Source organism: Alphaproteobacteria bacterium (assembly GCA_033762625.1).
Taxonomy (GTDB): Bacteria; Pseudomonadota; Alphaproteobacteria; order UBA9219; family RGZA01; genus RGZA01.
Map to the genome: position 1 here is coordinate 44853 of JANRLI010000007.1, position 12236 is coordinate 57088.

General features: G+C 48.7%; 12 protein-coding genes. 7 read left to right on the forward strand and 5 right to left on the reverse strand.

What is annotated here, in order from left to right:
- Window positions 1-30: 30 nt before the first annotated feature.
- Entirely contained in the window at window positions 31-1263 is a 1233-nt protein-coding gene (locus SFW65_03900) for a glycosyltransferase family 4 protein (protein ID MDX1922259.1), read from the reverse strand.
- Between the two features lie 27 nt (window positions 1264-1290).
- Here SFW65_03900 and SFW65_03905 point away from each other — a divergent pair, with 27 nt between their 5' ends.
- Both SFW65_03905 and SFW65_03910 read left to right on the forward strand, forming a co-directional pair.
- Entirely contained in the window at window positions 1291-2070 is a 780-nt protein-coding gene (locus tag SFW65_03905; GenBank protein MDX1922260.1) for an alpha/beta hydrolase, read from the forward strand.
- Window positions 2067-2858, forward strand: coding sequence for a PhzF family phenazine biosynthesis protein (locus SFW65_03910; GenBank protein MDX1922261.1), 792 nt, complete (start codon window positions 2067-2069; stop codon window positions 2856-2858). The genes SFW65_03905 and SFW65_03910 overlap by 4 nt, the downstream gene beginning before the upstream one ends.
- On the opposite strand, the gene SFW65_03915 is transcribed toward SFW65_03910, so the two are convergent.
- Window positions 2851-4533, reverse strand: a complete 1683-nt coding sequence (locus SFW65_03915; protein ID MDX1922262.1) for an ATP-binding protein — start codon at window positions 4531-4533, stop codon at window positions 2851-2853. The two genes, SFW65_03910 and SFW65_03915, sit on opposite strands and share 8 nt — an antisense overlap.
- A 64-nt stretch (window positions 4534-4597) precedes the next feature.
- Here SFW65_03915 and SFW65_03920 point away from each other — a divergent pair, with 64 nt between their 5' ends.
- Entirely contained in the window at window positions 4598-5302 is a 705-nt protein-coding gene (locus SFW65_03920) for a response regulator (protein MDX1922263.1), read from the forward strand.
- Window positions 5302-6189 (forward strand): ROK family protein, encoded by an 888-nt coding sequence (locus SFW65_03925; GenBank protein ID MDX1922264.1) that lies wholly within the window; start codon window positions 5302-5304, stop codon window positions 6187-6189. Before SFW65_03920 ends, SFW65_03925 begins: the two co-directional genes overlap by 1 nt.
- On the opposite strand, the gene nagA is transcribed toward SFW65_03925, so the two are convergent.
- On the reverse strand, window positions 6190-7326 hold the full coding sequence (gene nagA, locus SFW65_03930; GenBank protein MDX1922265.1) for an N-acetylglucosamine-6-phosphate deacetylase: 1137 nt from the start codon (window positions 7324-7326) through the stop codon (window positions 6190-6192). It abuts the gene before it with no gap.
- Window positions 7327-7407: 81 nt separating this feature from the next.
- Between nagA and SFW65_03935 the strand changes: the two genes are divergently transcribed.
- The 3 genes from SFW65_03935 to der are packed head-to-tail and all read left to right on the forward strand — an operon-like array spanning window position 7408 to window position 10869.
- Window positions 7408-8133 carry a hypothetical protein gene (locus SFW65_03935; protein ID MDX1922266.1) on the forward strand — a complete coding sequence of 242 codons (726 nt, stop codon included), beginning with the start codon at window positions 7408-7410 and terminating at the stop codon, window positions 8131-8133.
- Between the two features lie 36 nt (window positions 8134-8169).
- A complete protein-coding gene (locus SFW65_03940; GenBank protein ID MDX1922267.1) occupies window positions 8170-9495 on the forward strand; it encodes a PQQ-binding-like beta-propeller repeat protein in 1326 nt (441 codons plus the stop codon).
- A 6-nt stretch (window positions 9496-9501) separates the two neighbouring features.
- Complete coding sequence (gene der, locus SFW65_03945) at window positions 9502-10869, forward strand: ribosome biogenesis GTPase Der (protein MDX1922268.1); 1368 nt, start codon at window positions 9502-9504, stop codon at window positions 10867-10869.
- On the opposite strand, the gene SFW65_03950 is transcribed toward der, so the two are convergent.
- Window positions 10870-11454, reverse strand: a complete 585-nt coding sequence (locus SFW65_03950) for a hypothetical protein (GenBank protein ID MDX1922269.1) — start codon at window positions 11452-11454, stop codon at window positions 10870-10872.
- A 76-nt stretch (window positions 11455-11530) separates the two neighbouring features.
- Entirely contained in the window at window positions 11531-12190 is a 660-nt protein-coding gene (locus tag SFW65_03955; protein MDX1922270.1) for an SDR family NAD(P)-dependent oxidoreductase, read from the reverse strand.
- Window positions 12191-12236: the final 46 nt, after the last annotated feature.

Here is a 12236-nt window from a genome sequence, read left to right on the forward strand (position 1 = left end):
TGGTTCATATGTCTATCTTATCAAGTGAATTTAATTTTGTATCTCACGAAGTTCGCGGTACGTATCAATAACATCTTCAATCATTTGCTTGCGGTCAAAGTTGTTTTCAACAAATGAACGGGCGCGAAAGGCAAAGGATTGTCGTTGTTCGGTGGAAAGTTTGAGGCTGCGTGCGAGCGCCGCAGTAAGGCGGTTAACCTGATCTGCCGGCAACAGCACGGTTGCGTTGTCACGCAGCATAATTTCGCCAAGGCCGTTGCGGTCAAATGCTACAATCGGCCGGCCCATTGCCTGCGCTTCAATAAGTGCACGTAAAGACTCTTGGCCCTGAAAGCCGGTTACCAAAACAGTGTGCGCAAGCCACAATGCCGGAATGCGGTCTTGCACATCGCTGGTTACAATCACATGGGTTAGCAAACCAAATGCCGCAACCCGTTTGATGATAAATGCGCGTTCTTCTTCCGGCACAAATAATATGGTGGTGATGTTGCGTTCCTTCAATTCCTTGAAGGCGGTCGCCATGGTATCGAAAATAACCGGATCCAGCGGGCAGTCAGGCACAACGACAATCGGGTGGTCATCCGGTAATTGCCAGTTCTTTTCCAATGTCATGATTTTTTGGGGGGATATGCGGTCATAATGTACAACCCCCAGATTGATGCCGGGAATAATGGTGCGCACAACGCTTTCCGGCAGGCCAAGTTGCTGCAACAATTGTTCACGTGCATAGCTGGATGGGACAATGATCCGCGCAAAGCTGCGCAGAATTTCCGCGTTACGTCCCGCCAGCACCGAGATGATCGGCTGGTTAAGTGAAATGGCGGTGTGCATGCCCGTTTTCAGCATGACTTCATATGCAAAACGCGACAGCGAGAAATCAAGCGCATGGATAAAATGAATATGTTGTTCACGTGCCCAGCGCACCAGTTGAAATACCGCGACCATATGACCAAGCGCGGATGCGCGCATATCCGGCAGCATTTTGTGTGGAATTTTCTGGCGTTGCAGTTCCAACTTCAACAAGCCACCGGGGGAGGCAATAAAGGGATGACCGCCTTCGGCTCTTACGCGGATTGCCAAATCAACGGCCTGACGGCCCAGCATCGCATTGTTCAAATCGGGGCTGAGAATAAGAATGCGGGCATTGAGCGATTTATTGACTTCCGCATTCGCGCCAACAGGCGGCGCAGCCTTTCCGCCAGCCTTTTTCGCTGGGGCTTCCTTTTTAATCTTCGTCTGGACAGCCTTAGGATTTGCCACCATAGTTTACCAACAACCTGTACGAACAAAATGCCAATAGAAAAAACCGAAGAACAATTCCAATATAAAACCTTAAAGGCAAATAACCAAACCATCGCTTATCGCGTTGATGGACGCATAAGTGACGGGCCGAATCCCGTTAAGCCTAACCTGTTATTTTTGCCCGGTTTCTTTTCCGATATGATGGGCTCAAAAGCAAGCTTTTTAGCGGCGCGTTGCATTGCCAATAATCGCCAGCTTACACGGTTTGACTATTCGGGGCATGGCAAATCATCTGGCCAATTTATAGATGGCTGTATCGGTGACTGGTTTAAGGATGCGCTGGCCGTGCTGGATGAGGTCACGACGGGTAAGCTCATTCTAGTTGGCTCCAGTATGGGTGGGTGGATTATGTTGATGCTGGCATTGGCGCGCCCCGAACGGGTTCAGGGGTTGGTAGGCATAGCGGCTGCGCCCGATTTTACTGAAGATTTGATGTGGGATTTATTTACGCCCGAACAGAAAACCGAAATACAGGAGAAGGGCGTGATTTGGGAACCATCGGAATATGGTGCGCCAGTTCCCTATACGCTCAAATTGGTACAAGATGGGCGGGAACATTTAGTGCTGCGCGCGCCAATTGCGATCACCGCGCCTGTCCGCCTTATTCAGGGCAAGCAGGATAAAGATGTGCCATGGGAAACCGCCGAGAAATTAAGGAAGCGATTGCAAAGCAAAGATGTGCGGATCCTTTACGTAGAAGATGGCGAGCATCGTTTATCGCGTGATGAAGATCTAGAACTTTTATGGAAGGCAGTGGAAAGCCTATGACGGAATATAACATTTATCAGGTAGATGCGTTTGCAAATGCTGTATTTAAGGGAAATCCCGCAGCAGTTGTGCCGTTAACGGAATGGCTGCCGGATGAAACGCTCTTGAAAATCGCGCAGGAAAATAATCTTTCTGAAACCGCTTATTTTGTTGCAAAGGGTGATGGATATGAATTGCGCTGGTTTACAGTATTGGGCGAGATTGACTTATGCGGGCATGCAACGCTTGCATCATCTTATGTTATTTTCACGTATCTGAGGCATCCATCCGATACCATTCATTTTTATACACGGCAGGTGGGGGATTTATATGTCCGCAAAGCGGGTGATTTTTTAACGCTGGATTTTCCTGCGCGTCCTGCGCCGCCTGTAGATACCGTGCCGCCGCAATTGATTACCGCGCTGAATGGCAACGTGCCACAGGAGGTATATATGGGGCGCGACTATTATGTGGTTTATAAGGATGAAGACATTATCAGGGCAATTAATCCGGATTTTGAAATTATCGCCACAAAATTGGGACGGCGCGTGTGTATCACTGCGCCCGGCACAACAACAGATTTTGTCAGCCGCTTCTTTTGTGCACGGGATTCTATGCCTGATGACCCTGTCACCGGTTCATCGCATTGCACGTTGGTTCCATATTGGGCGAAACGGCTAAATAAATCGGAGTTTATGGCAGCGCAGTTATCTGCACGTGGTGGCATTTTAAAATGCAGACTTGAAGGGCAGCGTGTGCTGATAGCAGGGCAGTGTGCGCCGTATTTAGTGGGTAAGATTTTTATTTAGGCTTCAGCAGCGTAAAATAAAAAATACTGCCTTCATTGGGCTTGGAGGTTAGCCATAACTTCCCACCCATGCGTTCCACGGTTTTTTTGCACATGGCAAGCCCGATCCCCGTGCCTTCGAATTGTTGCTGGGTGTGCAGGCGTTTAAAGGGCTCAAAGATTTTGTTGAAGTAAGCAGGGTCAACGCCAATACCGTTATCCTGCACGCTGAACTGCCATGCATATCCCACGTCTTCACATCCGATATGGATACGCGATGCGATATCTTCACGCCGATATTTAATTGCATTGCTAATCAGATTTTGCATAAGCCGCGCGAATTGCCCTGCATGATGCGTGATGCTGGGTAAGTTATCGGCAGTAATAGTAACTGCCGATTGTTCGATGGGTTGCTGTAAATTTTCCAGCACACGTTTAAGTTCTGTAGTGCAATCAAACACTTCCGGCTTGGAAGCTTCGTAATCAATACGTGCATAGTCCAGCAAGGCAGAAATCATCTGCTGCATGCGTGTGGATGCCGCCATAAGGATATTCAGATATTCCTTTCCGGTTTCATCAAAAACCAACCCGTATTTTTGCTGCAATAATTTGGCAAAGCTGGCGATGGTGCGCAGCGGTTCCTTCAAATCGTGTGAAGCGACATAGGCAAAATGTTCCAATTCATTATTGGTTTTTTCCAGTTTTTCTAGAATATGGGCGGTTTCGCGTGCGGCCAGTACTTCCTGCTTTTGTACATAATTATTCAATGCCATATAGCCGATAGATACAACAAAGCAATAAATGAAGAATAAATAGAAAATGGTGAAGACGCGGCCATCCTTATTTTCCTTGATACGCTTTTTAAGATGCAGCGCGAGCAGGTCGGTTGATGAATCAAACGCGGCCGCATAGGCGTTTATGACCTGCGTACTGCGTTCAAAAAATTCTTGCCCTGTAAACCGCATGGGGTCACGAATGACGGCCTGCATCAGCTCTCGGTAAAAGGCGTTGGCGGCTTCAAAATCCGCATTGTTGGGGCCATAGATTGCATCGAGCGTTTTGGTGTTCTGCACGATGTTGCTGGCGCGGCTTAAATTGTCATGCATGGTTGCCAGTTGCATTAACCGGCTTTGAATAACATCCAATTCAATGCTGTTTCGGTTGATGAGTGCTTTGGTGATGCTTCCACGTGTGATGGCGATTTCTTCGGTAATCTCCGGAATCAGGTTTACGGTAATATCGCCCAGATAATAGCTGGCCATCTCAGGATCGAGAATAAGGGTGGAGTTATCCCCCACATCGCGCATGATGGTTTTTAAATCCTTTATCTGCTGCGTGCGTTCTTCAAAAGTCTGTGGTTCACTTTTTTGAAAGCTGCTCCAGCGAAGCGGCGGCAACAAACTGCTGCCTTCCATAGTATTGATGGCTTGTCGGGTTTCATTGATGATGGCCATATTCTTTTCAAGCAGCTCAATAAAATAGCCATTGCCCTTGGCGGCTGGGGCGGAGCTGCCGCGCACATTTTCTAACGCCAGCATCAGATTATAAAGTTCACGCTGGACAGCAACGCCCTTTAATTCTTTTTGGGTAGCTTCGATGAGGCGGTTTTTATCCTCCAATAAAAAATATCCGCCCAGCACAAAGACTGCGGCGAGGGCAGAGATCAGGATAAAAGTGGCGTCACGAATGCGATTCATTCGGCATGAGACCTGTTGAATGTGCTTTATTGCGTTTTTTGGAACTTGACCATAAACTATTCGTATGACGCAACAACCTTCTATTGAACAATTTGTCGGCAATAAAATACGCGAACGACGCAAGCTCTTAAAGCTCAATCAAACCGAGCTTGCGACCATGTTAGGCATTTCCTATCAGCAAGTGCAGAAATACGAAAGCGGGGCAACAACCCTGACGCTTGGGCGGCTCATGCATATCGCGCAGATCCTGAATGTCCAGCCGAATTTCTTTTACGATGGCGCGCCAACCCCTGATGTGGCGGGGCAGCTGCCAGCGAGCGAAGTTATTACTAAAACACGCAAGCGGCCGTTGCAGGTATTGCTGATCGAAGATAATTCCAGCGATGAAATTCTTTTCAAAAACGCAGTCGAGCAATGCGGTATTGCCGCTGATATCCATTGCATGCAGCAACCCGACCGGGTGATGGATTTTTTGCAAAACCATGACACAAAATATGGTCGCGCGCGCCCGGATGTGATTGTGCTTGATCTAAATCTACCTAAAATAAGCGGCATGGAACTGTTGCGTCTTATTAAAAAGAACCAGCAGCTTGCTGATATTCCGGTGATCATTTTGACCAACAGTATCCGCGTGCAAGAAATGCAGGAATGCTATCGTTTGCATGCAGCAGGCTTTATCCAGAAATCCATCGACTTTGACGAGTTCTGCGAAGACATCGCAACAGCCATGAAATACTGGGCAAAAACCGTTATCCTGCCAGCGGCCTGATGATGATACATATTGGTTTGGATCTGGGTGGAACAAAAATTGCGGGTATCGCGCTTTCACAGAATGGTGCGGTGCTGGGGCATCACCGCATTGCAACGCCGCAAACTTATCCTGATATTTTAAAAGCGTGTACAGATTTAGTGGCTAAGCTGAATATAGCTAACGACACCGTGCAGCGCGTGGGGATTTGTACGCCGGGCGTGATTGATACCGATAAAGGCGTAATTACGTTTTCGCCAAACGTCACGGCGCTAAAAGACAAGCCATTCCGTGATGATTTATCCAATGCCCTGAATGTTCCCGTTTATATTGCAAATGATGCGGCGTGTTTTACGTTATCGGAAAGCAGGGATGGCGCCGGCGCAGGCGCACGCATTGTCTACGGCGTAATCCTTGGCACCGGCGTTGGCGGTGCATTGGTGGTCGATCAAAAAATGCCATCGGGGCCTCACCGTGCAAATGAATGGGGGCATGTGGCGTTTCCCTTTCCCGATAAGGATGACGTGCCCGCAATGTGTGGCTGCGGGCGGGTAGGGGATATTGAAAGCTACCTATCCGGTCCGGCACTGCACCGTCAGCTTGCTGAAAAGCTGGGGCGTGCGATTGGCAATGATGAATTGCTCGCAGGTATTAATGCAAATGACGCCGCGATTATGAGCGTGATGGAGCGTTATGCAACGCGCCTTGCCAAGGCGCTGGCAATGCTAATCACGATTGTTGACCCGGATGTGATAGTTCTGGGTGGCGGCGTAAGCAATTTGGATATTATTTATAAACTTGTCCCGCCGCTGATTGGGAAATACACGCTATCACCTGTTGTAAAGACAAAGATTATAAAGGCCAAACATGGTGATGATAGTGGCCTTCGTGGTGCGGCGTGGTTGTAACTAGGCTGCGTTTCCGCCAATAAAGACATGCTTTAAATTCATGCCGTCATCAAAGGCAATAATATCTGCGCGCGCGCCAACGACAAAACTACCGACTGTTTTTTCAATACCAAGGAATTGTGCAGGGAAATAACTTGCCATGGCGAGTGCATGTTCCAGTTTAAATCCGGCCTGCTGCACGGCGTAACGCACGCATTCGAACAAGGTGAAGGCACTACCTGCCAATGCGCCGCGTTCATCGACGCATTTTCCATTTTCAGCTCTGATGTATTTGCCTTGCAAGGCGAAGGGCTGTTGCGGGTGCTGGCCAGAAGGTGGCATCGCATCACTGACCAAAAACAATTTGCCATTTGGTTTCGCCTTATCTGCTAAACGCAGCATATCTGGCGCAACATGGGCGCCATCAGCGATAATACCGCACCACAATTCATCATCATTGAGTGCTGCGCCACTAAGGCCAGTTTCTCTGGCGCTCATACCGCCCATGGCGTTGAACAGATGGGTAATGCCAGTTAATCCTTCATTTTTGGCCTGCGCCAGCTGGTCTTTATTGGCGGCGCTGTGGCCAGCCGCGAGGATTGCGCCTGCATCGCGTAGTTTTTTCAATTCGCCTTTTTGAAATATTTCCGGCGCAACAGTAATTAAACAAACACCCAAACCAGAAAATTTCTGAGAGTGCAAAAACGAAGTGTTGGCTTTGGCGATAATGTCTTTTTCATGAATACCGCTGCGTTCCGGATTTAAAAACGGCCCTTCGAGATGTATCCCCATCACACCATTTTTTTGCCCATATTCGCGGATAGTGTTTATGGCGATGGTAGTTTTTTCCGGTGTATCGGAAATAAGTGTTGGTAAAAACGAAGTCGTTCCTGCCTCGCGGTGCGCTTTTGCAATCCCATCAATGCCGTTTGCAGAGATGTTATCATTGAACAGAATTCCGCCCCCGCCATTGACCTGCGCATCCACCAGCCCTGCTGCAAGTGTAAGGCCGGCAAGCTTGATGGTTTCAGCGCCAGCAGGAATGGCGCTTGCGTGGCACATGCCTTTGATAAGGCCAGCTTCCACCAGCAAAGCCTGCCCCATGGTCCGGTTGCCTTGCGAAACAATGCTTTCGCCTATAAACGCTTTAAAACTCATCTTTTTTCTTATGTTTGAAACGAAGCCAGAGTCAGGGTATATCTTGCAGCTTAATTAACAGGATAATCATAGGTTAGTACAGTGGCTAAAACGAACACGATCCCCAAAAACATTCCGGAAAAAAACGTCCCAATCGATGTTGACGCGCAGGCGCTGATTGATGAAGTGGATGCTGAGGTAAAAGCCGAACAGGTCAAGAATTTCTTTACCCGTTATGGTAATTTTATTGCTGCCCTGATCATTGCCATTATTGTCGCGGTTGCTGCTGGCAATACTATGATGAATATGCGCATTCAGGAACAGGAAAAGGATTCTGAGCAACTGATTACACTGCTTGATAAAGATCTTGATAAGGTCAGCGGCGATGAAGCCAAAGCCACTATTCTGGATTTGGGTAAAATGGCAACTGCAGGAAGCGGGGAGGGGCACCGTGTTGCCGCAGGACTTGGCGAAGCTGGTAGCTATTTCAAGCAAGGCAATATCGAAGCGGGATTGAAGGCGTTGGCAGCATTAAGCTCCGATGGTTCGATTAAACCGCTTTACCGCGATTATGCAAAGCTGCTTTCTATCCGCGCACGTGCCGATAAGGATGATGCACAAAAGCTGATTGATGAAATGCAGCCGCTGCTGGATGCAAAGAACCCATGGCATATTAGCGCACTGGAATTATCAGCTGTTTTATACGCAAAGCTGGGCCAAAAGGACAAAGCCATTGAACAGTTGAACAAGATGGTGATTGACCCTGAAGCATCAACCGCTGTGGTCGAACGCGCAAAGCTTTTAGGCCGCGTTTATAAAGCCCAATAAACTATTCCCGAGTAACCTCAACATTAAACAACCAGCATGGTTAGACTATTCATCGTATTACTGGCATCGGTTGTTTTGCTCACCGGTTGCGAAGGCCTGTTTGGCAAGGAATCCGGCCAGCGCGGAGCCTTGCCTGGCAAACGTAGCGATGTGTTTTCAACCGAACGTGCATTAAAGGCCGATGCGGATGCCGCCGCTATTCCTGTTGAAATTCCTGCAGCGCAAGATGTGGTCGATTGGCCGCAACCCGGCGGGTCATTGGCGCGTGTGCATGGGAACGCAACGCTGTCAGCTGATCCCCGTGAAGTCTGGTCGGTTTCAATTGGTTCCGGCTCCAATTCCGATGGCGCATTAACGGCTGTGCCGATTGTTGCAGCAGGCAAGATTTTTACGGTGGATGCATCAGCGCGCGTTTCCGCATTTTCTGCGCAAAACGGTGACCGCATATGGGAAACACGTATTCCTGAACAGCGCCCTGATGATGCCACCATCGCAGGCGCTGGCATCGCGTATGATCAAGGTAAATTGGTGGTCACAACCAGCTATGGCTTTGTTGTGGAATTGGATGCCACAACGGGTAAGCAAATATGGCAACGTAATTTGCAAACCCCTGTGCGTAATGCGCCGATTATTGTGGATGGCAAAGTTTACGTCATCAGTTTGAATAACACCCTGCAGGAACTTTCGTTTGCCGATGGTTCATTGGGCTGGAATCATTCGGGCATTCAAGAATCTGCTTCCTTTCTTGGCACGGCAAGCGCAACGGTAACCGATGATTTGGTGATCGTACCCTACAGCAGCGGCGAAATTTTTGGCTTGCGCCGCTTCAACGGTCGCATGGCATGGCAAGAAAATCTTGCCAGTACCAAACGCGTGGGCACATTGCCTGCGATGGCCGATATCGAAGGCCAGCCTGTACTGTATAACGGCCGTGTGCATATCATCAGCCATTCGGGGCGTTTTGTCGCGTTGGATGAACGGAGTGGCAAACGCATATGGGAAGCAGATGCGGGCAGCGTGCAAACCCCGTGGTTTGCAGGGAACAGTATTTTCCTTGTGACCAGCGAAAATCAACTTGCTGCGCTTTCCGTTGATGATGGACATGTGCGCTGGGCAATTGATTTGCCGCGCTATATTGACCCTGAAAATCGCACCGAAACCATTGCATGGGTTGGCCCTGTATTGGCGGGCGGAAAATTATGGCTTGGCAATTCGCTGGGCGAATTCAATAGCTATAATCCTGTGAACGGAAAACTGATTGCCACGCGTACGTTCTCTTCGCCTATTTATCTTCCGCCGATTGTTGCTGCCCGTACGATGTACGTGCTGACCGATGATGGGCGCTTAACGGCTTTGCGGTAATATACCATGCTGAAAGTTTCCGTAATTGGCCGCCCGAATGTCGGTAAATCCACTCTATTTAATCGCTTAGCTGGTAAAAAGCTTGCGCTGGTGCATGATGAACCGGGCGTGACGCGTGATTGGCGCGAAGCATCCGGAAGCTTGTTTGACTTAGATTTTACCGTGCTAGACACCGCGGGTGTTGAAGAAGCTGATAAGGAAAGCTTGGCTGGTCGTATGACCGCAACGACCAAATCCGCGCTCGAACAATCAGACATTGCGTTATTTGTGGTGGATGCACGGGCAGGCCTTACGCCAACCGACCGCGATGTAGCTGGCATTCTGCGTAAAAGCAGTAAGCCGATTATTTTGATTGCCAATAAATGCGATAATAATCTGCCAGAAGGGTTTGATGAGTTGCATGCGTTGGGTCTTGGCGAACCGGTTGCCATTTCCGCCGAGCATAATATGGGTATGCGCGATTTATATGAAGCGCTGAAGCCGTATATTGATCGCGAACAGCTCAAGATTGATGAGGATGTTCGCGCGGATGGCGATGAAGAAGGTGAAGAGGCGGAAGAGCATAAACCCCTGCATCTTGCTATTATCGGGCGTCCGAATGCCGGTAAATCAACATTGGTCAACGCATTGCTGGGATATGACCGCATGCTGACAGGGCCCGAAGCAGGCCTGACGCGCGATGCCGTGCATATTCAATGGGATTATGAAGGTCAGCCCATTCGGCTGGTAGATACCGCAGGGCTGCGCCGCAATACCAAAGTGCATGAAAAAATTGAAGAAATGTCTGTTGCCGAAACCGAACGCGCCGTACGGCTTGCACATGTTGTAGTCTTGGTGGTGGACGCAACGGAGATGTTCGAACATCAAGATTTGCATTTGGCGCAAATGGTGGAACGGGAAGGCCGCGGCCTTGTCATCTGCATCAACAAATGGGATTTGGTTCCGAATAAGGAAGAAGTGACCGCGTTTCTTCGTTCCTTCCTTGATAAAAATATTGCGCAATTGCCTGATATTCCCATTGTGATGACCATGGCAACCAAAGGCCAGAAGCTGGATAAGCTGATGGCAGCAGTATTTGAAATTCATGAAAAATGGAACAAGCGCATTTCCACCAGTGAACTAAACCGCTGGCTGCAACCCTTGCTTGACCATCATCCGCCCCCATTAACGGCAGGTCGCCCGATTAAAATCCGCTATATGACGCAGATTAAAACGCGCCCGCCTACATTCAATATCTGGGTCAACAAACCCACGAATTTGCCGGAAACATATATTCGTTATCTGGCGAACGATTTCCGCCGCACCTTTGATATGGGCGGCGTGGTGCTACGCTTTTACACCAAGAAAAGCGATAACCCGTATGTGGATGATTAATTATATGTGGGCACGTTTTGCGCGGCTGCGGCGTGCCTGTAATTGCGCGTATTGAAACTGCGTTGGCCTTCCACCCGGCTTGATGACGATGTCATCTTTCTTGAATAGCTTATCCAGCCTTTTGCGCGTGCGGCGATAGCCCGTCAATTGCCCTTTGAGACGATTAACGTCGAAAGTTTGTGCTTCACTGAAATGCGCTGCAACTGCCAGACGTTCCATTTGACGCAGACGGCGGATGGTTTGGTAATTAATCGGCTCAAGCGGATTTAAATCATCATCTGCGGTTACATGCGCCAGTTTTTTGGCGTGATTTTCAAATTTATCGGCAATCTGCGTGAAGGATTTAATGCAGCCAGCACGAAACGCATCCAGCACATATTCACGTTTCAGATGTTTCAGAGTTGCCGCAAGCGCTTTGTCATCATTCACCAATGATTCAAACAAACGCAGCGCCACAGAAAAGTGCGCGCCATAGCGGAATTTTTTGCTACCGCGTGGTAACTTTTTGAGAATATCAGTTAGTTCGCGCAGCTTATCGTCAACTGGCTCATGCGCAATTTTTTCACGTATAACTTTGCTAATCATTCGTTTTTTATGAGAAATGCAGTTTAATATGCGCGCACTATACAAAGATACGCTGCGCTCTGCGAGTTTTTATATTTTAACCGTTTACATATCTTAACGCGATGTCGGCGGGCTTATCCAATTGGCTTTGATCCTCGCCAGGATAGGCGTTGCGGCGAAGCTGCGTAGCCATTACGCCAGGGTCGAATACATCAACTTTAAAGCCTGCCTGCTTAGTTTCTACGGCGTAGCTGGCGGCCAATTGATTAAGGGCCGCTTTACTTGCACCATACGCGCCCCAATATGCATCGCCCAAACTGCTGCATGTCACGAAGGTGATGTGCGGATTTCCCGCGTTACGCAACAAAGGATCTAGATGGCGCAGCAAACGTATATTTGCAGTCACGTTTACATCCATCACTAATTGCCAGTCTTTTTCGGTTGTGTGCGCAACAGGGCTTGAGGGGCCAATCGTTGCTGCATTTAAAATCAAACGGTGTAACTTTCCAAAGCGTTCAAACAAGGTTTGCCCCAGCATCGCAAAAGATGTGTCAGGCGAAGTGAGATTGAAGGGAATGAGTGTTGCGTTGTGCCCCGTCGCTTTTTTGATTGAATCATCCAGCTCTGTGAGGCCACCTTGTGTCTTCGCAAGTGCAATAATGTGATCGCCACGTTTGGCATGTTGCGTTGCAAGAAAAAAACCAAGACCGCGAGAAGCACCGGTAATTAGCGTGTTTTTTTTGCTGTTGTCTTGCATGACGATGTGGATAGTTTTGTTAAAAAAATGCTGCGCTGCGAGTTCA

What these genes read in the sequence shown, in the direction of transcription:
- SFW65_03900 (MDX1922259.1), bottom strand. Translation starts at nt 1,263, where the DNA reads ATGGTGGCAAATCCTAAGGCTGTCCAGACGAAGATTAAAAAGGAAGCC.
- SFW65_03905 (MDX1922260.1), top strand. Translation starts at nt 1,291, where the DNA reads ATGCCAATAGAAAAAACCGAAGAACAATTCCAATATAAAACCTTAAAG.
- SFW65_03910 (MDX1922261.1), top strand. Translation starts at nt 2,067, where the DNA reads ATGACGGAATATAACATTTATCAGGTAGATGCGTTTGCAAATGCTGTA.
- SFW65_03915 (MDX1922262.1), bottom strand. Translation starts at nt 4,533, where the DNA reads ATGAATCGCATTCGTGACGCCACTTTTATCCTGATCTCTGCCCTCGCC.
- SFW65_03920 (MDX1922263.1), top strand. Translation starts at nt 4,598, where the DNA reads ATGACGCAACAACCTTCTATTGAACAATTTGTCGGCAATAAAATACGC.
- SFW65_03925 (MDX1922264.1), top strand. Translation starts at nt 5,302, where the DNA reads ATGATGATACATATTGGTTTGGATCTGGGTGGAACAAAAATTGCGGGT.
- nagA (MDX1922265.1), bottom strand. Translation starts at nt 7,326, where the DNA reads ATGAGTTTTAAAGCGTTTATAGGCGAAAGCATTGTTTCGCAAGGCAAC.
- SFW65_03940 (MDX1922267.1), top strand. Translation starts at nt 8,170, where the DNA reads ATGGTTAGACTATTCATCGTATTACTGGCATCGGTTGTTTTGCTCACC.
- der (MDX1922268.1), top strand. Translation starts at nt 9,502, where the DNA reads ATGCTGAAAGTTTCCGTAATTGGCCGCCCGAATGTCGGTAAATCCACT.
- SFW65_03950 (MDX1922269.1), bottom strand. Translation starts at nt 11,454, where the DNA reads ATGATTAGCAAAGTTATACGTGAAAAAATTGCGCATGAGCCAGTTGAC.
- SFW65_03955 (MDX1922270.1), bottom strand. Translation starts at nt 12,190, where the DNA reads ATGCAAGACAACAGCAAAAAAAACACGCTAATTACCGGTGCTTCTCGC.